A 25,776-nucleotide genomic window follows, 5' to 3' on the forward strand; every position below is an offset into this window, starting at 1 on the left:
CGCTCTTTCGCTTTTGCACGGCTGGGTTACAGGTCATAAAGGACCCATGAGCGACTCGATGCCCCTTCCCCAAGGCCAATGGCCCGTCCTTGAAAAAGGTTGGGTGTGGTTGTGTGGCGCTGGCCCCGGTGATCCGGGTCTGTTGACACTGCATGCGTTGAATGCGCTTCGGCAGGCGGATGTGGTGATCTATGACGCATTGGTCCAAGAGGCCATTCTGGCTTGGGCGCCGCAGGCCGAACACATCTATGCAGGCAAGCGCGGCGGTAAGCCGTCGGCAAAGCAACGCGACATCTCTCTCAGGTTGGTCGATCTGGCGCGCGAGGGCAAACGCGTTCTGCGCTTGAAAGGCGGCGATCCCTTCGTCTTTGGACGTGGCGGTGAAGAGGCGCAAACTCTGGTCCAGCACGGCATCCCGATCCGCATTATTCCCGGCATCAGTGCAGGGATCGGTGGCTTGGCATACGCAGGCATCCCTGTCACCCACCGCGACGTGAACCAATCGGTGACCTTTGTGACCGGCCACGACCAGTCCGGCAACGCCACAAGCAGTCTTGACTGGACCGCGATTTCCAAAGGCTCGCAGGTGATCGTGATCTATATGGGAATGAAGCATATCGCCCATATCACCGCGCAACTGCTGGCCGCTGGCCGCCCGGCTACTGAACCTGTCGCCATCGTCACCACCGCCACGACCGAGCAACAGCAAGTGCTTGAAACCACCCTTGGCACCTGCGTCGCCGATATCGAGGCTGCTGGGGCCGAACCGCCCGCGATCATTTGTGTGGGCCGCGCAGTTGCCATGCGTCAGGTGCTGGATTGGCAAGGCCAAATGGCGGGCGAGGCACCGCGCAATCTGGACCCGTTGGGTCGGGGCCGTCCGGCCGAAAGCGCATGATCCCGGGCCACGGGCTGTTGATTGCCGCCCCCTCGTCCGGCTCCGGAAAAACAACAGTCACGCTTGGCCTGCTCCGTGCGCTGTCGCGTCGCGGCCCTGTGCGCGGCGCGAAATCCGGCCCTGATTATATCGATCCGCGATTTCACGAAGCGGCTTGCGGGCGATCCTGCTTCAATCTTGATGCTTGGGCCATGGGCCCCGAGCGCATCCGCTCCTTGGCACAAGGACTGGGCGACGACTTCCTTGTAGTGGAAGGCGCGATGGGCCTGTTTGATGGCGCGATGCCCGATGGCAAAGGATCCGCCGCTGATGTCGCACAGATCCTCGGGGTTCCAGTTGTTCTTGTCATCGACGGTTCTGGCATGGGGCAAAGCGCGGCCGCCATCGCAGAAGGCTTCGCGCGCCATCGCGAAGGCGTTCATGTGGCAGGCGTCATCCTCAATAAAGTTGCCAGCCCGCGCCACGAGGCCATGCTGCGGCGTCACTTCCCCGATCATTTGCCAGTTTTAGGGGCCCTGCCACGGCGCCCTGATTTGGCCCACCCGTCACGGCATCTCGGGTTGGTTCAAGCCTCCGAGCGCCCCGACCTAGACAAGTGGCTCAATGAGGTGGCCGATCTCGTGGAAGCCCATGTTGATCTGGGCGCATTGCCTTCGAGCCTTGTCATGCGCGCGCAGGGTCATCCAACGGCGAGCCTGCCTTACCCACGCATCTCGGTGGCTCAAGACGAAGCGTTTGCTTTTGCGTATCCCCATTTGCTGGACGATTGGCGGGCTGGAGGGGCGTTAATCAAGACGTTTTCGCCATTGAAGAACCAGCCGGTCCCCCCGTGCGATCTTGTGTTCCTACCCGGTGGTTATCCCGAACTGCACGCAGCGCGCATCTCCGGTAACTACACTTTTATGGACAGCTTGAGAAAGGCTTCCGAAACAGCTGATATATATGGAGAATGCGGAGGTTACATGGTGCTCGGGGAAGCGTTGATTGACGCAGATGGTACCTCCCATAAGATGGCTGGGTTGCTCGCGTTACAGACCAGCTTCGCTGAACGGAAACTTCATCTGGGCTATCGGAACCTCGCCGGGACATGCCTTCCGTTTAAGGGCGTGTTCAAAGGCCACGAATTCCACTACGCCACCACGCTGAAAGCCGAAGGCGAGCCGTTGTTCGACGCTACTGATGCCGAGGGCTCAGCGCTTCCGCCCATGGGGCTGCGAAAGGGGCGTGTCTGTGGCTCATTCGCGCATGTGATTGATCGTCTGGACACCCTCGCCCTCAAGGCGTAGCGATAGCATATGTCTGACGCTACTATCGCCCCCGCCAAATCCGATCCCCGCACCCGTCGCAACGTCGCGGTTCTGGTTGCTGCCCAAGCAATACTGGGCAGCCAGATGCCCATGCTCTTTGTTGTGGGCGGATTGGTCGGCAATTCACTGACGCCGAATCCCTGCCTCGCCACCCTGCCGATCTCGATGATCGTCTTTGGTTCGATGACGACAGCGCCATGGATCAGCCCCTTGATGCAACGCCGCGGACGGCGCACGGGGTTTGTAATCGGCGCGATCGCAGGAGCTTTGGGCGCAACGGTCGCAGGGTTCGGGCTTTATCTGGGCTCCTTCCTGCTTTTGCTTCTGGGCAGCTATATCAGCGGTATCTACATGTCTGCGCAGGGATTCTATCGCTTTGCCGCAGCCGACGGCGCATCCGAGCAGTTCCGCGCAAAGGCGATTTCCTATGTCATGGCGGGCGGCTTGTTGTCAGCGATCGTCGGCCCACAGCTGAACAAGGTGATGTTTGACTTCAGCGTGATCCCGTTCTTGGGCAGCTACATAGCGATTGTGGTGCTGAACCTTGTCGGAATGTCTTTGTTCTTCCTGCTGGACTTGCCCAACGCCGCAGCAATGGCCGCCGCCAAAGCGAAAACCACCGAGGCCGTCCGATCCAAGATGGAGTTGCTGAAAACGCCGCGCGTTGGCGTCGCAGTAATCTGCGGGATGGTGTCCTACGCGTTGATGAATTTGGTCATGACGTCGACCCCGCTGGCCGTCATGGGCTGCGGATACACCGCAGACAGCGCCAATGACATCGTATCGGCCCACGTGCTTGCGATGTTCATCCCGTCCTTTTTCACTGGCCATTTGATCAACCGCTTTGGCGTGGAAAAAATCGTCGCAACCGGCCTCGTAATCCTCGGCCTTGCTGGTGTGGTGGCCCTTACAGGTGTGACGCTGGGCAATTTCTTCGCGGCGCTCATCTTGCTGGGCATCGGCTGGAACTTCGGCTTTATTGGCGCGACAACAATGCTCGCCTCGTCCCACACGATTGCGGAGCGCGGTGTCGTCCAAGGCCTGAACGACTCGATCGTTTTCGGTTGCGTGACCTTGGCGTCCTTGGCATCTGGCGGGTTGATGAACTGCTCCGGCGGCTCGGCAATCGAAGGCTGGAACGCCGTGAACATCGCGATGGTCCCGTTCCTGACGCTTGCGGGAGGCGCGTTGATCTGGCTGGCTCTGCGGCCAAAAACCGCCACTAACTAAGCAGCAACCGCCAACGCTTGCCAAACTCGCTTAGGGCCAGAGCACCGTTCGCAACCCGCGCGGGATTTGCGCTGGCTTGTTTCAGCAAGACGCGCGCCTGCCAACCTTCGATCAGGACAGACGCTGCATCACCACCCAAACGGCGTTTTAACGCCTTGTAGTTCGGCATGGTGGTCAGAACACGCTCACACAGATCGGCCACCCCCTGCGGCCGACCATCCACCAGTGGATAGCGTCCACGCGCCTCCAGCTCTGGCACAGCTTGCAAGAAACGCGCCAAACCCGTAGCCCGCCCGAACGCGAAGACGTCTTCCTTGGCGTCAGTCGGTGCGCCAAGTGCCGCAGCCCCTGACCACATCAGCCCACCGGCAGTGTCATCGAGATAGCTGAGCAGCGCAGCTTCGCTTTCAAAGGGCTCACTGTAGATGTCCCAACGGCGGGCTTGCACCAATCGGTCTAGTTGCAACGCTTCCGACGCGCCGATGGAGGCGGCAAGAGCGAGGGTGACCTCGTGACCGCGCACAGGTTTGCCTTCAACGATTTCTTCCAGCGCGTCACGCCACCATTGCAAACGCATCTCTGCGATCATCGGCTCTTGTGTGACCCACGGAGCGCGGCTGACTTCGACATTCATCGCATAAAGCGGCCACATAACCTTTTGTGCCGCCTCAGTCCCTAACTGCGCCGCGGCAAATCTGTCGGGATCAGCGCGCTCCACAAGGGAGCGACAGGCCTCAAGAGACATGCGCGCCCTCTTGCACCAGCTTCCAGTTGATCGCGTCCAGCAGCGCCTCGAACGAGGCATCGACGATATTCGGGGACACGCCGACGGTTGACCAGCGGCGGCCAGAGCTGTCAGCGCTGTCAATGATGACGCGGGTCACAGCCTCGGTGCCGCCTTGGGTGATACGGACCTTGAAGTCCACCAGCCGCATATCTTCGATGAGCGCGGAATACGGACCCAAATCCTTGGCCAATGCCTTGGACAGGGCGTTCACAGGGCCACGGTCAGACCCTGTCGCGTCAAGGCTTTCGGAAACGGACAGCATCTTGTCTTTGCCCACTTTGACCACGACTACGGCTTCCGAAAGGCTGACCATCTTGTCGTATTTGTTCTTCCGGCGCTCCACCGTAACCTTGTAGCGCTTCACCTCGAAGAAGTTCGGCAACAGGCCCAACTCCCGACGGGCCAGAAGCTCGAAGGAGGCTTGCGCGGTGTCGTAAGAATAGCCTTCATCTTCACGCTGCTTTATAACATCAAGAATACGCGGCAAGGCATTGGCATCAATATCTTTCAGCCCCATCTCACCGAGGCGCTTGCGCAGATTGGACTGCCCTGCCTGATTGCTCATGGGGATGATGCGGGCGTTGCCGACCAAGGCGGGGTCGATATGCTCGTAAGTCGTCGGATCTTTGAGGATGGCAGAGGCGTGAAGGCCAGCCTTGTGCGCAAAAGCGGAGGCCCCGACATAGGGCGCGTGCTTGTTGGGAACGCGATTCAGGATGTCGTCCAGTTTGCGTGACGCCAGTGTTAGCAGGTGTAGATTGTCCTCGCTTACCCCGATCTCGTAGTTTGACCGGTAAGGCTCTTTCAACAGCAGCGTCGGGATCAGGGAAGTCAGGTTGGCATTGCCGCACCGCTCCCCCAGCCCATTCAGTGTGCCTTGAATGTGGCGCACACCTGCGTCAACCGCCGCCAAGGAGCCCGCAACAGCATTGTCGGTATCGTTATGTGTATGGATGCCAAGCCGCTTCCCGGGGATACCGCTTTCGATAACTTTGCCGACGATCTCAGAGATTTCCGAAGGGAGCGTGCCACCGTTTGTATCACACAGGACGATCAATGCGCCGGCCTTGAACGCCGCGTGGATGCAGGAGAGCGCATAATCGGGATTGGATTTGTAGCCGTCGAAAAAATGCTCGGCATCAAACAGCGCTTCGCGGCCTTGCGCGATGACATGCTCGAAGCTTTTCTCAATGTTCTCAAGGTTTTCGTCGAGGGAGATGCCAAGCGCGGTTTCAACATGAAAGTCATGCGTCTTGCCCACAAGACACACCGCTGGCGTGTTGGCGTTCAAAACGGCGGCCAGAACGTCGTCGTTGCCCGCCGAGCGCCCCGCACGCTTGGTCATTCCGAACGCGGTCATGGTGGCAAAGGTCTTGGGCGGATTGGCGAAAAATTCGCTATCCGTCGGGTTCGCACCGGGCCAGCCACCTTCGATGTAGTCGATGCCGAGTTTATCGAGCATTTTGGCAATCTCGACCTTCTCAGGCGTAGAGAATTGCACCCCCTGCGTCTGCTGCCCGTCGCGCAAAGTGGTGTCGAAAAGCGTGATCCGTTCGCGAGGGCTCATTTGAGGGCCTCAAGTTTGGTGGGGTCGAAATTCGCTTCTCGTTTGAAAGTTATACCGCCATCGCTGTCATAGGTAATAGCGAGCCCTGCATTCTTGAACCCATCTCGGATTTCATCAGCACGGGCAAAATTCTTCTCAAGTCGCGCTTTTCTCAACTCAATCTCAAGCGCTTCTACAATCGGCGCTGTCTTCAAACCCTCCTCAATCGAACTCAAGATCGACTGCTCCTTCGCGAACTTGTCGATATCAATTCCTAGAAAATGGATAGAAGCTTTCAGACTCGCCTTATCTTCGGACTTGGAAAGCTCATGGAGACGGGTAATCGCTCCAGCAGTATTTAGATCATCTGAAAGTGCTGCAACTACACCCTTGTCAGGCAAGCTCGGCACAACTCCATCAGTTGCTTTGACCCAGTCACCAAGCGTCTTCTCCGCCTCTTCCCGCTTCTTCTCCGTCCAGTCCATCGGCTTGCGATAATGGGTGGACAGCATCACGAACCTAATCACCTCGCCCGGCACGCCTTGGTCCAGCAAGTCCCTCACCGTGAAGAAGTTGCCCAAGCTCTTGGACATCTTCTTGCCCTCGACCTGTAGCATCTCGTTGTGCATCCAGACATTCGCGAAACCGTGGCCTGCGCATTTGCTCTGCGCGATCTCGTTTTCGTGGTGCGGGAAGGTCAGGTCGTTGCCGCCGCCGTGGATATCAAAGCTGTCACCCAACAGCTCGTACGCCATGGCGGAGCATTCGATGTGCCAGCCCGGACGGCCCCTGCCCCATGGACTCTCCCAACCGGGCAGATCGTCCGAGGACGGCTTCCACAGCACGAAATCCATCGGGTCTTCTTTATAGGGCGCCACTTCGACCCGCGCACCGGCAATCATATCATCAACCGAACGGCCGGACAGCTTGCCGTAATCTTTGTAGCTGCGCACTTTGAACAGCACATGACCCTCTGCGGCATAGGCGTGGCCTTTGGCGATCAGGTCTTCGATCATCGCGATCATTGCGCCGATGTAAGCCGTGGCGCGTGGCTCTTCATCGGGCCGCATCGCGCCAAGCGCATCCATGTCGTCGTGATACCACTCGATTGTCTCGTCGGAGCGGGCCTTGATCAGCTCTTCCAGCGTGCCGCTGGCACCCGCCTCTTTGCGCGCCAAGGCTGTGGCGTTGATACGATCATCCACGTCGGTGAAATTGCGCACGTATTTCACGTGATCCGCACCGTATTCATGGCGCAACAGGCGGTAGAGCATGTCGAACACCAAAACGGGGCGTGCGTTGCCCAGATGCGCACGCTCGTAAACGGTCGGGCCGCAGACATACATGCGCACGTTGTTCGGGTCGATCGGGGTAAAGACCTCTTTGGAGCGGGTCTTTGTGTTATAAAGCTTGATCGTCATAAGGGCCTCACGCGCAGGTGTTGCGGCGGGTGTAGCGAAACTGACCTAAGATGGAAAACGCAAAACGACCCGCCTGAGAAACTCAGAAGGTAATGCAGCAACAAATAATGATGGTGCGTGTCGTCATAAGGATTGCATAGCAGGCGTTGACCAATCGGTCGAGCGCGGATTTAGGTCAGCAATGATGACTATCACAAAATTCGATTTGACACTGTGGGTCTGGGCTGGCCCATTCGCGTGAGGCAAAAGGAGCGGCTTATGAATATGTCTAAACGAATTGTTGGCCTTACGGGCGGCGGCTCGGACGGCTGGGACGTGTTTTACAAGGCGCGCAAGATGGTCGATGACGGCGTGGCTGTGACCGAACTGACAATTGGCGAGCATGACATCCGCACCGATCAAAGCATTCTGGATGCCATGCACCGCTCTGCCAGCGGAGGGCATACCGGCTACGCTATGGTGCCCGGAACCGATAGCTTGCGAGACGCCGTTGCCGCCCGCCTGACCGCACGCACGGGTGTGCACACCACGCGTAACAACGTTCTGATTACCCCCGGTGGCCAGTCGGCGCTGTTTGCGTCGCATCATGCTGTGTGTGACGAAGGCGATGTCGCGCTCTATTGCGACCCTTATTACGCCACCTACCCCGGCACCCTGCGCAGCGTTGGCGCTGTACCACGCGCTGTCCCTTGCTTGCCGGAAAATGCGTTCCAGCCAGCCTTTGCGGATATTGCAGCGAAATCCTCTGGCGCCAAATCGCTGTTGGTCAACAGCCCGAACAATCCGACCGGTGTCGTCTACACCCGTGAGACAGTCGAAGGCATCGCGCGTGCCTGCCGCGAATACGACATGTGGTGCATTTCGGACGAGGTGTATGACACCCAAGTCTGGGAAGGCACGCATATCAGCCCCCGCACGCTAGAGGGCATGGCAGAGCGCACGCTGGTCGTCGGTTCCATGTCAAAAAGCCATGCAATGACCGGAAGCCGCGTTGGCTGGATCGTCGGGCCGAAAGACGTTATCGCCAATTTGATCACCTTGGCCACGCATACCACCTACGGCGTGCCAGGGTACATTCAGGACGCCGCTGTTTTCGCCTTGGGCGAAGGGTTAGCTCTGGAAGAAAAGGTGGGCGCCCCCTTCCGCCGCCGCCGCGCAATTGGTCAGGCGATCCTTGCCGAGCAAAACGTCGTCGGGCTCGTCCCGTCATCCGGGGCGATGTATATGATGCTCGATATGCGCGCGACCGAACTGACAGGCGAGGGTTTTGCCGAAAAGTTGCTCGACACGCACAAAATCGCCGTGATGCCGGGCGAAAGCTTCGGCTCCAGTGCCGCGGGCCACGTACGTGTTGCCATGACTGTTGACGACGACGCTTTCGCCACCGCACTTAAAACAATTGTCGACTTTGCCAAGGAGATACAGCCATGACCTTCCGCGAACTGCACCAACCGGGCAATCCGTTCGTTCTGGCGAACGCTTGGGATATAGGGTCGGCCAAGATGCTGGCAGGTTTGGGCGCCAAGGCCATCGGCACCTCCTCGGCAGCCCATGCTTTTACCTTAGGACGACCAGACGGCGGCAAAGTCACCCGGGATGAGGCGCTTGCTCATGCGCAAGACCTTGTGGCGGCGGTGGATGTGCCGGTTTCAGGGGACTTTGAAGATGGCTTTGGCGAAGCACCGGAGACCTGCGCAGAGACGGTCCGCCTCTCGGGTGAAGCCGGGTTAGCCGGAATTTGCATTGAAGACACCATTGAGGCATCCGATCGCGTCTATGACTTTGATCTTGCGGTAGAACGCGTACGCGCAGCCTCCAGCGCTGCACGCGCCTTAAGCGAGGATTTCTTCTTCGTCGCCCGCGCAGATGGGGTGATGACCGGAGCTTATGACATCGAAGAAGCACTTCGCCGTATTCGCGCCTTTGATGCGGCCGGGGCCGACGGGCTCTATGTGCCAATTCCAAAAACGATGGACGACCTGAAACGCGTCATTGACGCGACCGACAAGCCGGTAAACGTGCTGGCCGCGGGACGCAACGCAAAACACAGCCTTGCGGATTACGCGGCTTTGGGGGCCGCCCGCATTTCCGTTGGCTCCGCTCTGGCGCGGGCGACGCATCGCGTGATCCATGACGCAGGCCTGTCGATGCTGAAGGATGGCGATTTCACACCTCTGAGCCAAGGAATCTCAAGTGCAGAGGTGGACAAACTATTAAGTTAGCGGGCATCACGTCGTCTAAGGCTCTTGGACGGGATAAATTTGATGGTTCGCTTTCTTATGGTGCTGCTTGTGGCCCTTGTGCCCGCGGTAACTGCGGCGCAGGACAAACTGCCCTATCCGCAATATTATACTATCCTCACCAATGATTTTGCGGACATTCTAAGCCCCGAAGCAGAGGCGCGAATTAACGCAGAGCTTCAGGCCGCCCGTGAAAAATCCGGCCGCGAAATGACGGTGGTGACCATCCGATCACGTGAGGATTACCTTCCTTCGACCGACATCGCGAGCTTTTCCAAAGACCTGTTCAATGGCTGGGGTATCGGAAATGCCGAACGGAATGACGGCATCTTGCTTCTCGTGGCGATTGAGGACCGCGAGGTGCGCATTGCACTTGGCGCGGGCTACCCTGCCCGCCAAGACGGCATCGCGGCGCGCATCATTCAAAGCGACATCATTCCCGCCTTCAGCGAAGGCCGCGTGGCAGATGGCATTCTGGCAGGCACGCGCGCCGCATTAAGCCGGATCACTCACCCTGATGACCAACGCGCAGCAAGCCCACAAGACCAAACGCAACCGCAGACGCAGCCTGTCGTCGCCCCACAGCCCCGCGTGCTGGAACAGCCTCCCGAGCCGCGTCAAACCGGGCTACTCGACCGCATTCGGGCGTTCTTCGACGGCAATCCGATTGGTGCTATGATCCTTGCTGCCATCACCGCCGTGGCGGGCTTCTTCGGCTTCCGCGGTTTTCAACGCTATCGCCCCCGCAAATGCCCCGAATGCGGAAACATGATGATGCGGTTGGGTGAAGCACAAGAAGACCAGTATCTGGATCACGGGCAACTGGTCGAAGAGCGCGTCCAGTCCAAAGATTACGGCGTGTGGTTTTGTACGAATGACGAGCATGTCACCGTTGTCGGCTACCCGAAAATGTTCTCAAAACATGCTGCCTGCCCTGAATGTGGCTACCACACCTACGAGACCAAGCGGACGGTTCTGTCGCATCCCAGCACCATCAGCATGGGCATCGCGCAGCTGGACCACACCTGCCAGAATTGCGGCCACACCGCGTCGGAGAAAAAGTCGATCCCACGCATTTCCCGCAATGACAGCGGTAGCTCCTCCAGCTTTGGCGGCAGCTCGTCCTCCTCATCGTCATTCGGTGGAGGCAGCTCGTCTGGTGGCGGTGCGTCGGGCAGCTGGTAGCGATTTATTGACGCAAACAGACCCGATTGGCGCAAACAGGACAGAATACCCCTCGCCGCTTGCCAAAATCGGTAGATCGGAGGGGCTTTATGCAGCAACGCGGATGCATGGATGTTTTGGTGACCCGCACAATCGGGGCGCGGCGCGGTCGCGCTGCGCGCGGTCGTCCGGCATGAAAGTGATTTGATCCTTTCCCAATTTCCTTTCCGAAAGACCCGACAATGAACGATCAAACCCCAAGCTCCCCTCGTCGCAGTGGCGGACGCGCCGCGCGCCGCGCCATACGGTCTGCCCCCCTCGCCCTAGACAAACGCGCCATCGGCCCGGGCCTTCAAGGCGGGCAATTGCGCGTTCTGTCAGATATCGACATCGCCAACATTCACGAGGCTGCACTGACCGCGCTTGAAGAGATCGGGCTGGCCGATGCCCCCGACACTGGCATTGCCATTCTAACAGGCGCGGGCGCTATTCTGGGCGATGACGGCCGCATCCGCTTCCCGCGCGCCTTGGTCGAAGACATGCTTGCGGTGGCGTGTAAGGATGTCACGCTTTACGGGCGTGATCCGTCGCGGGATATGCATCTCGGCGGCAAAAAGGTCCATTACGGGACCGCGGGCGCCGCCGTCCATCTTGTTGATGTTGCCGGGCGAGACTACCGCGAAAGCACCGTGCAGGATTTGTTTGATGCGGCGCGGATTGCCGACCGGTTGGACAACATCCACTTCCTGCAACGCCCGATGGTCTGTCGTGATATCCCGAACAATTACGAGATGGACCTGAACACGATCTATGCCTGCTGTCGCGGCACCAAGAAGCATGTCGGTGTTTCCTTCACCGAGCCAGATTACGTTGCAGGTGGATTAGAGCTTCTGCACATGATCGCGGGCAGTGAAGACGCCTGGCGCGCGCGTCCGTTTTTGTCGAACTCCAACTGCTTTGTGGTGCCCCCGATGAAATTCGCGACAGAAGCGTGCCGCGTCATGGAGGAATGCATCGCAGGTGGAATGCCGGTGTTGTTGTTGTCGGCAGGCATGGCAGGGGCCACCGCGCCTTCGCCCGTCGCAGGCGCAATTGTGCAAGCCGTGGCGGAGTGCCTTGCGGGTGTTGTCTATGTAAACGCCATCCAACCCGGCTATCCTGCGATCTTTGGCACTTGGCCTTTCGGGCTGGACCTGCGCACGGGTGCCATGTCCGTTGGTTCGGGTGAACAAGCATTGCTAACGGCTGGCTGCGCCCAGATGCACCAGTTTTATGGCATTCCCGGCGGCGCTGCTGCTGGTGCGTCGGATTCCAAAATGCCGGATATGCAGGCGGGTTGGGAGCAAATGTGCTCCAACGTCATGGCGGGGCTGTCAGGGCTGAACATGGTCTATGAGGCGGCGGGGATGCACGCGTCATTGCTGGGTTTTTGCCACGAGAGTTTGATCTTGGGCGACGACTTGATTGGCCAAGCCCTGCGTTGCGTACGCGGGATCGACGTAAACGAAGAGACACTTGCGCTCGACGTGATGCGCGCGACCTGTCTTGGGGTAAACGGGGCGAAAGGCGTGGGCCATTACCTTGGCGCAGACCAAACACTGAGCCGGATGGAAAGTGACTATGTCTACCCCAACTTGGGCGACCGCACCTCTCCCAAAGAATGGGCGGAGAAGGACAAGCCAGACCTGCTAGAGAAAGCAACCGAGAAGAAAGAGGCAATTCTGGCGGAGCGGTCCTTGGCGGAGTTCGATCCGGCGGTAGATGCTGCCATCCGCAAGAGATTTGCCATCCACCTGCCCGTCTAAGGCGCTTCGGCTCATTGAATTGCAACGGACGGGGGCAGGCCCAGTCCGTTGCATTTGTACAGCGAAGCTTTAGCGCGGCAAAGCCGCAGCGTCTTTGGCCAGCTTGGTGATAGCATCCCAATCGCCCGCACGCACCTTGTCGGACGGCGCGACCCAAGAGCCACCCGCACAGATCACGTTTGGCAAGCTTAGGTAATCCTTTGCATTGCTGGGACTTACGCCTCCTGTCGGGCAAAAGCTCACTTGCGGGATCGGCGCACCAATGGCCTTCAACGCAGGTGCTCCGCCGGAGGCTTCTGCCGGGAAAAACTTCAACATAGTGTAACCGCGTTCAAGAAGGCGCATCGCCTCCGATGCAGTCGCAACGCCCGGAAGCAATGGAAGTCCAGCCTCCTCACACGCATCCAGCAAACGGTCCGTAGCACCGGGTGAGACGCCGAATTTCGCGCCAGCATCGATCGCCGCATGAACATCAGCGGGGGTCAGAAGTGTCCCTGCCCCAACGACACCACCTTCGACCTTTGCCATCTCCGCAATCACTTCCAGCGCCGCAGGTGTGCGCAATGTAACTTCCAAAGCAGGCAACCCACCCGCAACAAGGGCTTGTGCCAAAGGCTCGGCATGCGCCGCGTCGTCGACGACCAGAACGGGGACAATAGGAGCAAGTTCGCAGATTTCACGGGCAAGCTGGCTGGCTTGAAGAGGAGTCATCATTTTCTATCCTTGTTGTCAGGTCGTTAATGCATCCGACCCTTAGATATCTAGAACACGTCGCGCGACTAAACCACAACCCCTGCACCATCGGCAGCAGTGCCCGCGGTTTCGCGGAAGATGGAGAACAGCTCGCGACCAATCCCGTGCGAGTTATCACTCAGGTCAGGGGCGGTTGCGGCTCGCGACTGCACGTCCGGCGTTAGCACTTCCAGCGTACCTTGGGTCGCGTCAAGCCGGATCAGGTCGCCGTCCTGCAACTTGCCGATCAGGCCACCATCAACCGCCTCCGGGCAAACATGGATCGCCGCAGGCACCTTGCCGGACGCCCCGGACATACGGCCATCTGTGACCAAAGCGACCTTCAACCCACGATCCTGCAGCACTGCTAGGATCGGGGTCAGGCCGTGCAGCTCTGGCATACCGTTGGCTTTCGGGCCTTGGAACCGGACTACAACAATCGTGTCCGAAGTGAATTCGCCGGCTTTGAACGCGGCCTTGACTGCATCTTGCGTTTGGAAAATCCGCGCGGGCGCCTCGATCACATGGCGTTCGGGGGCAACTGCGGACACTTTGATCACGCCACGGCCCAGATTGCCGTTGAGCTGTTTCAGCCCGCCTTCGGGTGCAAATGGATTGGATGCCGGACGCAAGATCCGGTCGTTCTGGGTCTCGCGTGGCGCGTCTTCCCAAGTCAATTTGCCGTCCCGCAGCTTCGGATCCTGAGCGTACATTGCAAGCCCGTCGCCCATTACAGTGCGAGTGTCAGGATGAAGCAGACCTGCGTCCAACAGCTCACCGATCATATAGGTCAACCCACCAGCGGCGTGGAAATGGTTCACGTCGGCCAAGCCATTCGGGTAAACACGCGCCATCAGCGGAGTTGCGTCGGAAATGTCGGACAGGTCTTGCAGGTCAAGGATCACACCCGCTGCACGCGCCATAGCGATGATGTGAATCACCAGATTGGTGGATCCGCCTGTGGCCATCAATCCGACAAGACCGTTTACAAAGGTCTTCTCGTCAAGGATGTCGCAAACCGGAGTATAGTCATTTCCGAGGTTCGTGATTTCCAGCGCCCGTTTGGCCCCGTAGTTGGTCAACGCATCGCGCATGTCGGTGCCGGGATTGACGAAGCTGGAGCCGGGCAAGTGCAGCCCCATAAACTCCATCAGCATCTGGTTGGAGTTCGCGGTGCCATAAAATGTGCATGTGCCTGGGGAATGGTAAGACGCCATTTCTGCCGCCATGAGTGCATCGCGACCCACTTCACCAGATGCAAATTTTTGGCGAACCTTGGCCTTTTCGTCATTCGGCAAGCCGGAAGGCATTGGCCCTGCAGGCAGGAAAATCCCAGGAAGATAGCCGAAGGTCGCCGCCGCGATCACCAAGCCTGGCACAATCTTGTCGCAGACCCCGAGGTAGACCGCCGCATCAAACGTGTTATGGCTCAACGCCACGCCAGCGGCGAGTGCGATCACATCGCGCGAAAACAGCGACAATTCCATGCCCACCTGACCCTGTGTCACGCCATCGCACATGGCCGGCACGCCACCCGCAACCTGCGCGGTGCCGCCATTGGCCCGTGCCGTTGCTTTGATCAGATCAGGATAGTCTTTGAACGGCTGATGCGCTGAAAGCATATCGTTATACGCGGTAACGATCCCAATATTGCCACCCTGCCCTTCAAGCATGGGTTTTTGATCGCCTTCCATCGCGGCATAGGCATGCGCTTGGTTGCCACAAGTCAGGTGGCCGCGGCGAGGACCTTCCTCGGCAGCTTGGCGCATACGCGCCATGTAGGTGGCGCGGCTGTCTTTGGACCGATTGACGATCCGTTGGGTGACGTCTTCGATTTTTGAATTCAACGGCATGGAGCCCTCCGTGTGTTGAGCTTCGTATACGCCTGTTAGCGCTAACGGTAAACCCCCCAAGCGGTCACGAATTGCGCCGGAGTGACGCAGTCCTCGCCCGTAGCGCCAAAACTATTCTTCAAATCATACGACACTTCGGTCGAGCGCCAAACTCGGTCGAGGTCTACTTCAGCGATACAGCAGAGACCGGCCGTCCGCGAAAAGATGCACCTTTGCCGGATCGGCCGTCATGTTGATCACTTTGCCGCGCAGGTCAGTGTGAATACCCTGTAGCTTGGCAATCACAGGTTCATGCTCTGGCGCTGATTTGGCAAAGTAGAGCTGAGTCACCTCACCCAAGGCCTCAACGATATCGACGGTTCCAGAATAGGCGTAGTTATCCTGGTCCGTTGCGATCATGTCTTCGGGACGAATTCCAACATTCACCTTCAGACCCTTATCCTCAGCGTTAGTTGGAATATTCGTCGAAATAGTCCCCTTGCCTTCGGTCAACGTCACGGTGGTATTTTTGCCAGTTTCAACGATTTCGCCAGCCATCAAGTTCATGGCAGGCGACCCGATGAATTGCGCAACGAATTCGTTTTCTGGCGTCTCATACAACTCCAGCGGCGAGCCGACCTGCGCGATGCCCTTATTGGCCAAAACCACGATACGGGTCGCCAGTGTCATGGCTTCCACTTGATCGTGGGTGACGTAGATCATCGTAGAGTTCGGCATGGATTCCTTGAGTTGCGCTATCTCGATACGCGTGGCGACACGCAAAGAGGCATCGAGGTTGGAAAGCGGCTCGTCGAACAAATAAACCTTCGGATCACGCACGATGGAGCGACCAATGGCGACCCGCTGACGTTGACCTCCTGACAAGGCTTTCGGCAGGCGGTCCAGATACTCGTCCAGTTGCAGCACTTTGGCCGCACGGTTCACGGCTGCATCAATCTCATCGGGGGATTTCTTGGCAAGTTTCAGGGCAAAGGCCATGTTATCACGCACAGTCATGTGCGGGTACAGCGCGTAGCTCTGGAACACCATCGCGATACCACGTTGCGCCGGAGGAACGTCGTTCATCACCTCGCCGTCGATTTGCAGCTCACCGGACGTGATCTTCTCCAGACCCGCAATCATCCGCAACAAGGTAGATTTGCCGCAACCGGACGGGCCAACAAAAACAATCAACTCTCCCGTAGTAATGTCGAGATCGATCTCTTTGAGCACCTCGACTGTGCCGCCATATTTTTTGCCAACGCCCGTAAGCTTCAGGTCTGCCATTGTCCTATCCTCCCCGTTACCGTTGAAGCGCGAAGCATGGCTGCCACGGCCCTAGATGTAGCTTTCCGTCTGCTGCCGCACCGGTCGAGCCCAGTTCCGCCCCGATCGCCACCCAATCGCCGGTTGGCATGTCAACCGTTGACGGTGTGTCAGACAGATTGAAGGCGCAGAAAATGGTTTGATCCTCGTGGCTGCGCTTGAAACTGAGCACGTCGCCCTCGGCACGAAACCCCGAATGAGCGCCCTTCATCAAGGCCGGATGCGTGCGGCGAAAAGCCAAAGCGCGGCGATAGTGATGCAGTGGCGCAGCGGGATCTTGTTCCTGCGTCTCGGCCGAGCGCATCAGATGATCGTGGCTCACCGGCAACCAAGGCGCGCCCGTGGTGAAGCCGCCGTTCTGGTTCGACGGCTCCCAGACCATCGGTGTGCGGCAGCCATCCCGCCCCTTGAAGTCGGGCCAGAACTCGATTCCGTAAGGGTCTTGCAAGTCTTCGAACGCCACGTCGGCCTCCGGTAGGCCTAACTCCTCACCTTGGTAGATGCACAGAGAGCCGCGCAGCGCGCTCATCATCGTCGTGTAGCAGCGATGCGCCGCAGGGGTCAGGTTCCAACGCGTCGTGTGCCGGATCACGTCATGGTTGGAAAACGCCCAACAGGCCCAGCCATCAGGGGCCGAATTGTCGAGGCTGCCCATGGTGTCCATCACGCGCTGTGCGGTCAGCGGTTCCGCCGAAAGAAACTCGAACGCGTAACACATATGCACGAGGTCGTCGCCTTCGGTGTATTCGCCTAACAGCTCCAACCCGCGTTGCGCATCGCCCACTTCACCCACGCAAGTGCTGGCCGGATACTCATCCAACAAGGCGCGGAACCGCTTCAAAAATTCGAGGTTCTCGGGTTGGTTTTTGGAATAGAGATGCTCTTGATGATTATACGGGTTCACCGAGGGCGCGATGCTGGCGTTGCGCTTCTCGGGCGGCAAAGCGGGATTGTCGCGCAACTGCTTGTCGGCGAAATAGAAGTTGATCGTATCAAGTCGGAACCCGTCCACGCCCCGATCCAGCCAGAAGCGTGTCGCGTCCAGCAATGCGTCCTGCACATCTGGATTGTGGAAGTTCAAATCTGGCTGCGAAACCAGAAAGTTATGCAAGTAATACTGCTCGCGACGCGCATTCCATTGCCACGCAGAGCCACCGAAGATCGACAACCAGTTGTTCGGCGGCGTGCCATCCGGCTTGGGATCCGCCCAGACATACCAGTCGGATTTGTCGTTATCGCGGCTGCCACGGCTTTCCTGAAACCAAGCGTGCTGATCAGACGTGTGCGACAGCACAAGGTCGATCATGACCTTCAAGCCGTGGCTGTGGGCTGTGTTCACCAGCACATCGAAATCGCTCAACTGCCCGAACATCGGATCCACGTCACAGTAATCGCTGACGTCGTAGCCAAAGTCCTTCATCGGTGACGTGAAGAACGGACTGATCCAGATCGCATCCACCCCAAGCGAGGCGATATAGGGAATACGCGACACTATCCCGAGCAGATCGCCCACGCCGTCGCCGTTGCTGTCTTGGAAGCTACGCGGGTATATCTGGTAGATCACAGCCCCGCGCCACCAGTCTTTGTCGATGGCTGTGGAGGCCTGCAGTTTTGGGTCCATTTCGCTCATATCGGTCTCTTGTTATTTGACGGAGCCGGCCAACAGACCGCGCACCAGATAGCGTTGCATTGTGAAGAAGACGATCAGCGGCACTGCGATCGAAATGAAGGCCGCCGCGGCAAGGATGCCCCAGTCCCCACCCTTGGAGCCCAAGAGGTCGTCGGCGATTTTGACAGTCATCACCCAAGACTCAGAGTTGGACGGCAGGAAGACCTTGGCCACCAACAGGTCGTTCCACGTCCACAGAAACTGGAAGATGGCGAAGCTGGCGAGCGCGGGAAAGCTCAGCGGCAGAACAATCTTGGTGAAGACCTGAAAATCCGTCGCCCCGTCCACCTTGGCGGATTCAATGATGTCACGCGGCAGGCCAACCATGTAGTTGCGTAAAAGGTAGATCGCCAAGGGTAGCCCAAAGCCCGTATGCGCCATCCAGATGCCCAGAAAGCTTTGCCCGATACCAACTTTATTGTGAAGCGTTAGCAGTGGCACCAGTGCCAACTGCAAGGGCACAACCAGCAGCCCAACGACCAAAGCAATCAAGAAGCCGCGCCCTTTGAAGTCCATCCAAGCAAGCGCATAGGCTGCGAAAGCGGCGATCAGGATTGGGATAATGGTGGCCGGAATGGTCACCGTTAACGTATTGATAAACGCACGGTCCATGTTGTCGGAGGCCAGAATGGTTCGGTAGTTGCTCAACGAGAAATCCGGCGGGCTGGACGCCGAGTAATAGACCGACGGGTCGCGCTTGATATCCGCGGGTGAGGTGTAAACGTAGTTGCCATCGGATTGCACCGTCAGCGTGCGGTCCTTCGTCAACTGCGCTGTGTCACCCGCTTTGAATTCTGTCGGCGCAGCGCGCGTGCCGCCGAAGCGGGCCACAGCCCCCGTCTCGTCGCCAAACACATTGCCTTCGATGATGTAGATGCCATCGACAACTTTAACGTCCCCTGCAGGCGCTTTGGCCTGATAATTTTGCTCTACCGGAAATGGTGACAGCCACCACCCCGTGGCGCTGATTTGGTCACGGTCGCGGAAGGACGACACAAGAAGGCCGATTGTCGGGATCAACCACAAGACAACGAGCAGCACGACCGAGATGTTGACCGCCCAAGACAGCGAGGATTTGGTTCCAGCAATGTTGTCCATTATTTCATCTCCGCGCGAGCTTGGCGAATGTTCCAGATCATCACCGGAAGCACGATAATCATGATGACGAAGGCCACCGCCGTTGCGCGCCCGTCATCGCGGAACATGTAGCTCATCATGTAGCTGGGCAGGATTTCAGTGCCGAAATTGCCTCCTGTCATGGTGTAGACAATGTCGAACACCTTAAGCACAAGGATGGTGATGGTGGTCCATACGACCACAATCGTCCCCATAATCTGCGGCACCTTAATCTTGAAAAACACCTGAAACGGGTTGGCGCCGTCAATGATCGCCGCCTCAATCGTTTCTTCGGGGATGCCACGAAGGGCGGCACTCAGGATCACCATCGCAAAGCCCGTCTGGATCCACACCAAAATGAACATGAGGAAGAAGTTGTTCCAGAACGGCAGTTGCAGCGGATCCAGCGGCGCCGCACCAAAACTGTCGCGGATCGCATTGATCAACCCGATATCGGGGTTGTTGGCATAGACGAATTTCCAGATCAGCGACGCCCCGACAAACGAGATAGCCATCGGCATGAAAATCAGTGACTTCGCGATATTGCCCCACACCAGGCGGTCAGTCAGCTGCGCCACCAGCAACCCTAGGAACGTCGCGGCGGCAGGCACCACAAGCACCCAAAGAAAGTTGTTGACCAGCGCAACCTGAAAGCCGTCATCGGCGAACATGGTGGCGTAGTTCCCGAACCCGATGAAGTCATCCCCGCTGCGGTTGAAGAGCGAGCGGTAGAACGATCCGACCACCGGATAAAGCAGGTAAAGCCCAAGTGCAGAGAGCGCCGGAAACAAGAACAACCATGGGCGGATCATGTTGGCCCGGTTGATGTTCTCGCCCAGTGTCACGGCCCGCTTTGGCAGCCATGCCCACGGTGCGAAAACCATCACTGCCGCCAAAAGCAAAGCCACAATGATAACGCCCCAAACGCCACCGGCCCATTGCGCCAGCGCGACGATGCTCGCCACTGGGGTGACCAGAATGTTCACGACGCTTTGCGGAAGTAGGCCACCTAACGCGAATACCACCGCCGTGGACAATGCTACCAAAAGAACAACAACCGCGACCAATCCCAGTTTGCGCCGTTTGCCAACGCGCACCGCGTCCAATGCGACGGGTCGGAACAGAACTTTGTCGATGAACAGGTTCGACAAGATAAAGTAGCCAACGCAACCGCCAACCCCGACGAGGATGGTAAGGACGCCTTGCAACAATGGTGACATGGATCGGTCCTCCGAAAGTGCCCCGTGCTGACGATGCTTCGGAGGGATATGCCCCCCAATCGGCTTTCACAGCTGGCATTTGTATCAGGTGGGCGTTTTATCCCGCGCCCCTCGGGGCAGGATGCGCCAGATCGTGGCGCATCCCGTTTTTGCATAAGACCGAGGCTTACTGGATCGCGTCCCAGCGTTCCTGAATGCCCTTTGCCACATCCTCGGCAGACGTGCCGGTGACATAGTCGACCATACCGGTCCAGAACGCGCCTGCACCAATCTCACCTGGCATCAGGTCGGAGGCGTCAAAACGGAAAGTCGTGGCGTTTTGCAGAATTTCACCCTGCGCGCGCAGGCTGTCATCCGCGTAGGCCGCAAGATTGACCCCCGCATGCGCAGTCAGGAAGCCACCTTGGGTCATCCACATCTCATGCGCGATTGGCAGCTTCATGAATTCGATGAACGCATTGGCCGCGTCGGACGGATTGGTAATCGCAAACAGCGCCCCTGCCCCAAGAACGGGCTTGCCAAGATTTTTGTCGGCATAGGCCGGGAAGTAGAAGAAATCTACATCTGTCCCCATTTCGGTGCCTTCTGGGAAGAACGCTGGAATGAAGGACGCCTGACGGTGCATGTAGCATTTCGGCGGGATCGCAAAGAGACCCGCTGGGCTGTCACGGAAATCCGTGCTGGCCACTGCGGCGGAACCACCATCGACATAAGCATCGTTACGGGCGAATGCGCCAAACTCTTCAATGGCAGCGATCACTTTAGGATCGTCAAACTTCATTTCGTTGGCCACCCACGCGTCATAGTCTTCGGGCGAGTTGGTGCGCAGCATCATGTCTTCGACCCAGTCGGTCGCAGGCCAGCCGGTGGCCGCACCCGATCCCAGACCGATACACCAAGGCGTACCACCATCCGCAACGATCTGGTCGGTCAGCGCTTTCAGCTCTTCCATCGTCTCTGGGATGTCGTAGCCGCCTTCGTCAAAGGCTTCTGGAGCATACCAAACAAGGGATTTCACGTCGACGCGGTAGAACATGCCATAGAGATGATCGTTGCCGTCTTTGTCTGCATAGGTCCCCAGATCAACCCAGGATTGACCCGCTGCAAAGTTGTCGCGCACCCAAGCATCGGTTCCGTCTGCCAGTGGCGTCAGCAAACCTTGGCTGGCCATGTCTGCCGCCAGCCCTGGCTGTGGAAAGGCCGCCAAGTTCGGCGCAGAGCCGGAGCGTGCGGACACCACGATGTCTTGTTCGAAGCTGTCAGAGCCGGAGTAATTCACCTCGGCGCCAGTTGCGGCGGTGAAATATGCAAAGACTTTCTCGACTTTTTCTTTCTCGTTGCCGGTCCATGCGCCAGTGATCGTGACCGTTTGGCCAGTCAGATCTGTGGAGTCAGCGAAGGCGTTGTAGCTGTCCCAGCTAAAGTCGCCCCCCTCCATGCCGAAGGCAAGGTGACCGTCTGCGAATGCGGCAGCGCTGCTTAGGGCAACGATTGCAGCCGAGGTATAAAGACGTGATTTCATGGTTTCCTCCCAGTGTCGGCGCGTAATGCGCCGGAATTTTTGAACGCCACGCCATGAGAATCGCAATCCCCAAAGCGCTTTGGATGCTTTAGTAAATGGCCTAGCGTTAGCTTCCTGTCAACAAACTGTCCTGTCTAGGTCATGAAAAACATAGTATTTCTGCGGTTGCGAAGGAAATCTCTGCGACGCAGCAGAAATAAACCCCTTTGACGGGCTGACAAACTGACCGTAAGAATTAATCAAATATTCAAAGCGCTTTGAAAATCCGCGGGAGGTCCGAGCCAGATGAATTTGCGAGAACTGTCTGACCTGTTGGGCCTGTCACAAACCACGGTGAGCCGCGCATTGAACGGGTATCCGGAGGTCAAGGAAGCCACGCGCAAGCGCGTTATGGAAGCGGCCCACGCACATAATTATCACCCGAACACCCGCGCCAAAAGCCTCGCCACCGGGCGCACGATGTCCATCGGCCACGTCATCCCGCTCTCCAATCACCATGAAATGGTGAACTGCGTGTTCTCTGACTTCATTGCAGGCGCCGGCGAGACATATGCCAGCCGTGGCTACGACATGCGCGTATCTGTGGTCGACGATTCCGACGAGGCGCAAGCTTACGAGCGCCTTGCGCGCGAAGGCAAAGTCGATGGCGTCATTGTGCATGGACCGCGGCTAGATGATGAGCGGATTCCTCTGCTCGACAAACTGGGCCTGCCCTTCGTGGTCCATGGTCGATCCAGCAACTGCACAACCCCTTATAGCTGGCTGGATGTGAACAACCGCTCCGCGTTTCAACGCGCAACGGACTTTCTGCTGGATCTGGGCCACCGGCGGATCGGGCTGATCAACGGCATAGAGTCAATGGACTTCGCCATGCGGCGGCGGGATGGTTACGCCAGCGCCCTTGAAGCGCGCGGTCTACCGGTTGATCCTGCCTTGACCCATTCCTTCGAAATGACCGAGCCGTTCGGCTACGCCAAAGCCTGCGAGATGCTCGACGCGGAAACTCCGCCATCCGCAATTATTACCTCGTCCCTGATCCCTGCGCTTGGGGTTAGGCGCGCTGTTGAAGAGCGCGGGCTGGCAATCGGGAAAGACGTGTCCATCATCTGCTTTGATGACGCGCTTTCATATCTTCCCAACGGTGTGGGGTCGCCGATTTTCACTGCAACGCGCTCGTCCGTGCGGGACGCAGGCCGCCGTTGTGGTGAAATGCTTCTCGACCTGATCGAAGGAAAGGCAAGCGGGCCAATCCACGAATTGTGGGAGGCCGAGCTTTTGGTCGGCCAATCCACCGGCCCTGCCCCCGCTCAAGCCGTGAAAGCCTTCGCCTGATGCAACACTCCCGCGCTGATTTTCCCGACGGCTTTCTGTTTGCAGCCGCCACCTCGGCCTATCAGATCGAAGGGCATGGCTTTGGCGGTGCCGGGCGCACCCATTGGGACGATTTCGCCCAGACGCCCGGCAATGTTGTCCGCGCGGAACATGGTGCAGTTGCTTGCGATCATTATCACCGTTTCGAGGAAGATCTCGACCTCATGGCCGCCATGGGGCTAGACGCGTATCGGTTTTCCACCTCGTGGGCGCGCGTCATGCCAGAGGGGCGCGGCACCCCGAACGCCGAAGGCCTCGACTTCTACGACCGGCTTGTAGACGCCATGCTGGAGCGCAACCTGAAACCCATGGCGACGCTCTACCATTGGGAACTTCCCTCGGCGCTGGCGGATCTTGGCGGGTGGCGCAATCCTGATCTGCCGCATTGGTTTGGCGATTACACGCGCGTCATCATGGACCGGATCGGGGATCGCATGTTCTCGGTTGCGCCTATCAACGAGCCGTGGTGTGTCGGCTGGCTAAGCCACTTCCTTGGTCATCATGCACCCGGCCTGCGTGACATTCGCGCCACCGCCCATGCCATGCATCACGTCCTGTGCGCACATGGCCGCGCAGTGGAGGTGCTTCGCGATCTGAATGTCAAAAATGTCGGCGCGGTGTGCAACTTCGAATACGCGCACCCTGCGACCGACAGCGAGGCAGACCACAAAGCAGCGGCACTTTACGACGGCTACTACAACCGCTTTTTCCTTGGCGGCTTGTTCAATGGCGCCTACCCCGAAAACGTTATGGAGGGTCTGGAGCCCCATATGCCGAAAGGATGGCAGGATGACTTCCCGCTGGTTGGTCAAAAGCTGGATTGGCTAGGGTTAAACTATTACACTTGCAAACGAATTTCTGCAAATGCCGAGGCGTGGCCGTCCCACCATGATGTCGAGGGCCCGTTGCCAAAGACGCAAATGGGTTGGGAAATCTATCCTGAAGGGCTTCGGTATTTCCTGAATTGGGTCAATGACAACTACACGAATGGCCTCCCCCTATATGTGACAGAGAACGGCATGGCGAACCCCGACATGCGTGACATGCCGGATGCCGCGCGCATCGACTATCTCAACAAACATCTGGCCGCCGCCCGCGATGCAATCGCCGACGGCGCCCCTTTGGCGGGCTATACCTTCTGGTCCCTTTTGGACAATTACGAATGGGCCTTGGGCTACGAAAAGCGGTTCGGGCTGGTCCATGTTGACTTCGATACACTTGAACGCACGCCCAAAGCCTCTTACCACGCGCTTGCACGTGCCCTGAAAGCCTGACCGTTATGAACCGCCCAGCTGACACCTACTCCCTCGTGGCCGATATTGGCGGCACCAACACGCGTGTCGCCCTTGCGGAAGGCACGCAGCTGCTGACCGAAACGGTAACGCGCTATGCAAATGTAGATTATGCGGGGCTGGAATCTGTGCTGCGGGCCTTCATCGACGCACAAAAGGTAGATTGCAAAGCAGCCTGTGTCGCGCTTGCGGGTCCCGTCAAAGACGGGCGCGGTACCATGACCAATCTTGATTGGGAACTGGACGAGGCAACCCTCGCGCGCGCCGCCAACGCCGAGACCGCCTGCCTGCTGAACGACCTTCAGGCGCAGGGACACGCCCTGGGCGCCCTGGGCGACAACGCGGTGACGCAGTTAGTGGCCGCGCATGACAAGGATCACGACGCCAAAGCCACCAAGCTGGTAATCGGGGTCGGCACCGGTTTCAACGTGGCACCTGTGTATGAAACCCGCTGGGGTCGGCATGTCCCCCCTTCGGAAAGTGGTCACGCCAACTTGCCCCTACGGTCCGAGACAGAACTTCGGCTGGCCCAGTATTTTGAGAATGCTCATGGCTTCCCAGCCGTAGAAGACATGATGTCAGGACGTGGGCTAGAGCGCGTTTACGCGTGGCTTGGCATAGACGCGGGCGAGCCACGCGAAGCGCGCGCAGCAGACATTATGGCCGGATTCGAAAACGGCACGGACCCACGTGCGCGCGAAGCTGCGGAGATGTTCGTGCGGATGCTTGGAACCGTTGCAGGGAATCTCGCCCTGATCCACCTGCCCTTTGGTGGCATCTTCTTCTCGGGTGGCGTTGCGCGGGCATTTTCGCGCCATTTCGCATCGCTTGGATTTGCAGACGCCTTTCGGGACAAAGGGCGCTTCGCTGGCTTCATGGGAAACTTCGAGGTTTGCGTGATCGAGGACGACTTCGCCGCCTTGACCGGCTGTGCAAACTATCTTGCCGCTAACAACTAGGCTGCGAGCACCTGAGACTCAGACAGGTCTGCGCGCTCAAAACACCCCTGAAATCCCCTTAGGGAATGCGTTTCACGGGCGTGAAAGTCCTTTCACACCTTATTCACGCTGACTAAGCGCCTGTTTATAAAGACTTTTGCCAGCCGACGTTAACGTAGCGTTAACTCCGTACTTGATCGTTTCAAGGGGAATCGCGCAGGGTTTTCCCATAGGCGGAGAGTGAACCGCTTATTTGATTACGTAACTCTACTTGCCGCCCGGCCGCGCTGCTTTCGACGAGGATTTTCCCTTTGCAGGCCGCCGGGCACCGCAAGCCCCGCGTTACGGCACATTGGTGCC

The 25,776-nt window shown here is 58.3% G+C and carries 20 protein-coding genes; 10 read left to right on the forward strand and 10 right to left on the reverse strand.

Annotation, left to right across the window (positions count from 1 at the left end; all coding sequences use genetic code 11):
* Positions 1–46 precede the first annotated feature (46 nt).
* From cobA to BM352_RS13085, 3 genes are read left to right on the forward strand one after another with little or no spacing between them, the layout of a single operon-like run.
* Positions 47–898, forward strand: coding sequence for a uroporphyrinogen-III C-methyltransferase (gene cobA / locus BM352_RS13075; RefSeq protein ID WP_090217554.1), 852 nt, complete (start codon positions 47–49; stop codon positions 896–898).
* A complete protein-coding gene (locus BM352_RS13080; RefSeq protein ID WP_090217557.1) occupies positions 895–2,184 on the forward strand; it encodes a cobyrinic acid a,c-diamide synthase CobB in 1,290 nt (429 codons plus the stop codon). Before cobA ends, BM352_RS13080 begins: the two co-directional genes overlap by 4 nt.
* 9 nt (positions 2,185–2,193) lie before the next feature.
* Entirely contained in the window at positions 2,194–3,435 is a 1,242-nt protein-coding gene (locus tag BM352_RS13085; RefSeq protein ID WP_090217559.1) for an MFS transporter, read from the forward strand.
* Here the strand turns inward: BM352_RS13085 and BM352_RS13090 are convergent.
* The 3 genes from BM352_RS13090 to cysS are packed head-to-tail and all read right to left on the reverse strand — an operon-like array spanning position 3,428 to position 7,189.
* Positions 3,428–4,180 carry a squalene/phytoene synthase family protein gene (locus BM352_RS13090; RefSeq protein WP_090217562.1) on the reverse strand — a complete coding sequence of 251 codons (753 nt, stop codon included), beginning with the start codon at positions 4,178–4,180 and terminating at the stop codon, positions 3,428–3,430. The genes BM352_RS13085 and BM352_RS13090 overlap by 8 nt on opposite strands.
* On the reverse strand, positions 4,170–5,789 hold the full coding sequence (gene cimA, locus BM352_RS13095; protein ID WP_090217565.1) for a citramalate synthase: 1,620 nt from the start codon (positions 5,787–5,789) through the stop codon (positions 4,170–4,172). The genes BM352_RS13090 and cimA overlap by 11 nt, the downstream gene beginning before the upstream one ends.
* Entirely contained in the window at positions 5,786–7,189 is a 1,404-nt protein-coding gene (gene cysS, locus BM352_RS13100; RefSeq protein ID WP_090217567.1) for a cysteine--tRNA ligase, read from the reverse strand. Before cysS ends, cimA begins: the two co-directional genes overlap by 4 nt.
* A 258-nt stretch (positions 7,190–7,447) precedes the next feature.
* Here cysS and BM352_RS13105 point away from each other — a divergent pair, with 258 nt between their 5' ends.
* The 4 genes from BM352_RS13105 (at position 7,448) to BM352_RS13120 (ending at position 12,398) form a co-directional block, all read left to right on the forward strand.
* Complete coding sequence (locus BM352_RS13105; RefSeq protein WP_090217570.1) at positions 7,448–8,620, forward strand: pyridoxal phosphate-dependent aminotransferase; 1,173 nt, start codon at positions 7,448–7,450, stop codon at positions 8,618–8,620.
* Entirely contained in the window at positions 8,617–9,411 is a 795-nt protein-coding gene (locus BM352_RS13110) for an isocitrate lyase/PEP mutase family protein (protein ID WP_090217573.1), read from the forward strand. Before BM352_RS13105 ends, BM352_RS13110 begins: the two co-directional genes overlap by 4 nt.
* A gap of 42 nt (positions 9,412–9,453) precedes the next feature.
* Positions 9,454–10,614 (forward strand): TPM domain-containing protein, encoded by a 1,161-nt coding sequence (locus BM352_RS13115; protein WP_090217576.1) that lies wholly within the window; start codon positions 9,454–9,456, stop codon positions 10,612–10,614.
* 221 nt (positions 10,615–10,835) lie between these two features.
* Positions 10,836–12,398, forward strand: a complete 1,563-nt coding sequence (locus BM352_RS13120; RefSeq protein ID WP_090217577.1) for a trimethylamine methyltransferase family protein — start codon at positions 10,836–10,838, stop codon at positions 12,396–12,398.
* Between the two features lie 69 nt (positions 12,399–12,467).
* Here BM352_RS13120 and BM352_RS13125 read toward each other — a convergent pair whose 3' ends face one another.
* The 7 genes from BM352_RS13125 to BM352_RS13155 all read right to left on the reverse strand — a co-directional run bounded on the left by BM352_RS13125 (position 12,468) and on the right by BM352_RS13155 (position 21,815).
* Complete coding sequence (locus BM352_RS13125) at positions 12,468–13,112, reverse strand: bifunctional 4-hydroxy-2-oxoglutarate aldolase/2-dehydro-3-deoxy-phosphogluconate aldolase (RefSeq protein ID WP_090217579.1); 645 nt, start codon at positions 13,110–13,112, stop codon at positions 12,468–12,470.
* 65 nt (positions 13,113–13,177) lie between these two features.
* On the reverse strand, positions 13,178–14,983 hold the full coding sequence (edd, locus tag BM352_RS13130; RefSeq protein WP_090217582.1) for a phosphogluconate dehydratase: 1,806 nt from the start codon (positions 14,981–14,983) through the stop codon (positions 13,178–13,180).
* Between the two features lie 168 nt (positions 14,984–15,151).
* Positions 15,152–16,249, reverse strand: coding sequence for an ABC transporter ATP-binding protein (locus BM352_RS13135; protein WP_090217585.1), 1,098 nt, complete (start codon positions 16,247–16,249; stop codon positions 15,152–15,154).
* A 16-nt stretch (positions 16,250–16,265) separates the two neighbouring features.
* Positions 16,266–17,918, reverse strand: coding sequence for an alpha-amylase family glycosyl hydrolase (locus BM352_RS13140; protein WP_090217588.1), 1,653 nt, complete (start codon positions 17,916–17,918; stop codon positions 16,266–16,268).
* Between the two features lie 12 nt (positions 17,919–17,930).
* Positions 17,931–19,055 (reverse strand): carbohydrate ABC transporter permease, encoded by a 1,125-nt coding sequence (locus BM352_RS13145; RefSeq protein WP_090217590.1) that lies wholly within the window; start codon positions 19,053–19,055, stop codon positions 17,931–17,933.
* The gene (locus BM352_RS13150; protein WP_425434557.1) at positions 19,055–19,957 is read right to left on the reverse strand and encodes a carbohydrate ABC transporter permease; all 903 of its coding nucleotides are present in this window, start codon (positions 19,955–19,957) and stop codon (positions 19,055–19,057) included. Before BM352_RS13150 ends, BM352_RS13145 begins: the two co-directional genes overlap by 1 nt.
* Positions 19,958–20,459: 502 nt before the next feature.
* Entirely contained in the window at positions 20,460–21,815 is a 1,356-nt protein-coding gene (locus BM352_RS13155; RefSeq protein WP_090217592.1) for an ABC transporter substrate-binding protein, read from the reverse strand.
* A 285-nt stretch (positions 21,816–22,100) separates the two neighbouring features.
* Between BM352_RS13155 and BM352_RS13160 the strand changes: the two genes are divergently transcribed.
* The 3 genes from BM352_RS13160 to BM352_RS13170 are packed head-to-tail and all read left to right on the forward strand — an operon-like array spanning position 22,101 to position 25,437.
* The gene (locus BM352_RS13160) at positions 22,101–23,147 is read left to right on the forward strand and encodes a substrate-binding domain-containing protein (RefSeq protein ID WP_090217594.1); all 1,047 of its coding nucleotides are present in this window, start codon (positions 22,101–22,103) and stop codon (positions 23,145–23,147) included.
* On the forward strand, positions 23,147–24,460 hold the full coding sequence (locus BM352_RS13165; protein WP_175500681.1) for a GH1 family beta-glucosidase: 1,314 nt from the start codon (positions 23,147–23,149) through the stop codon (positions 24,458–24,460). The genes BM352_RS13160 and BM352_RS13165 overlap by 1 nt, the downstream gene beginning before the upstream one ends.
* 5 nt (positions 24,461–24,465) lie before the next feature.
* Positions 24,466–25,437 carry a glucokinase gene (locus tag BM352_RS13170; protein WP_090217597.1) on the forward strand — a complete coding sequence of 324 codons (972 nt, stop codon included), beginning with the start codon at positions 24,466–24,468 and terminating at the stop codon, positions 25,435–25,437.
* Positions 25,438–25,776: the final 339 nt, after the last annotated feature.

The sequence above is a fragment of the Litoreibacter janthinus genome (assembly GCF_900111945.1).
GTDB classification, from domain to species: Bacteria; Pseudomonadota; Alphaproteobacteria; order Rhodobacterales; family Rhodobacteraceae; genus Litoreibacter; species Litoreibacter janthinus.

Excerpts from the sequence above, each read along its gene's own strand:
- BM352_RS13125 (WP_090217579.1), bottom strand. The coding sequence starts at position 13,112 with ATGATGACTCCTCTTCAAGCCAGCCAGCTTGCCCGTGAAATCTGCGAA.
- BM352_RS13115 (WP_090217576.1), top strand. The coding sequence starts at position 9,454 with ATGGTTCGCTTTCTTATGGTGCTGCTTGTGGCCCTTGTGCCCGCGGTA.
- cobA (WP_090217554.1), top strand. The coding sequence starts at position 47 with ATGAGCGACTCGATGCCCCTTCCCCAAGGCCAATGGCCCGTCCTTGAA.
- BM352_RS13085 (WP_090217559.1), top strand. The coding sequence starts at position 2,194 with ATGTCTGACGCTACTATCGCCCCCGCCAAATCCGATCCCCGCACCCGT.
- BM352_RS13150 (WP_425434557.1), bottom strand. The coding sequence starts at position 19,957 with ATGGTTTTCGCACCGTGGGCATGGCTGCCAAAGCGGGCCGTGACACTG.
- BM352_RS13090 (WP_090217562.1), bottom strand. The coding sequence starts at position 4,180 with ATGTCTCTTGAGGCCTGTCGCTCCCTTGTGGAGCGCGCTGATCCCGAC.
- BM352_RS13165 (WP_175500681.1), top strand. The coding sequence starts at position 23,147 with ATGCAACACTCCCGCGCTGATTTTCCCGACGGCTTTCTGTTTGCAGCC.
- cimA (WP_090217565.1), bottom strand. The coding sequence starts at position 5,789 with ATGAGCCCTCGCGAACGGATCACGCTTTTCGACACCACTTTGCGCGAC.
- BM352_RS13170 (WP_090217597.1), top strand. The coding sequence starts at position 24,466 with ATGAACCGCCCAGCTGACACCTACTCCCTCGTGGCCGATATTGGCGGC.
- BM352_RS13135 (WP_090217585.1), bottom strand. The coding sequence starts at position 16,249 with ATGGCAGACCTGAAGCTTACGGGCGTTGGCAAAAAATATGGCGGCACA.
- BM352_RS13145 (WP_090217590.1), bottom strand. The coding sequence starts at position 19,055 with ATGGACAACATTGCTGGAACCAAATCCTCGCTGTCTTGGGCGGTCAAC.
- BM352_RS13120 (WP_090217577.1), top strand. The coding sequence starts at position 10,836 with ATGAACGATCAAACCCCAAGCTCCCCTCGTCGCAGTGGCGGACGCGCC.
- edd (WP_090217582.1), bottom strand. The coding sequence starts at position 14,983 with ATGCCGTTGAATTCAAAAATCGAAGACGTCACCCAACGGATCGTCAAT.
- BM352_RS13140 (WP_090217588.1), bottom strand. The coding sequence starts at position 17,918 with ATGAGCGAAATGGACCCAAAACTGCAGGCCTCCACAGCCATCGACAAA.
- BM352_RS13080 (WP_090217557.1), top strand. The coding sequence starts at position 895 with ATGATCCCGGGCCACGGGCTGTTGATTGCCGCCCCCTCGTCCGGCTCC.
- BM352_RS13160 (WP_090217594.1), top strand. The coding sequence starts at position 22,101 with ATGAATTTGCGAGAACTGTCTGACCTGTTGGGCCTGTCACAAACCACG.
- BM352_RS13105 (WP_090217570.1), top strand. The coding sequence starts at position 7,448 with ATGAATATGTCTAAACGAATTGTTGGCCTTACGGGCGGCGGCTCGGAC.
- BM352_RS13155 (WP_090217592.1), bottom strand. The coding sequence starts at position 21,815 with ATGAAATCACGTCTTTATACCTCGGCTGCAATCGTTGCCCTAAGCAGC.
- cysS (WP_090217567.1), bottom strand. The coding sequence starts at position 7,189 with ATGACGATCAAGCTTTATAACACAAAGACCCGCTCCAAAGAGGTCTTT.
- BM352_RS13110 (WP_090217573.1), top strand. The coding sequence starts at position 8,617 with ATGACCTTCCGCGAACTGCACCAACCGGGCAATCCGTTCGTTCTGGCG.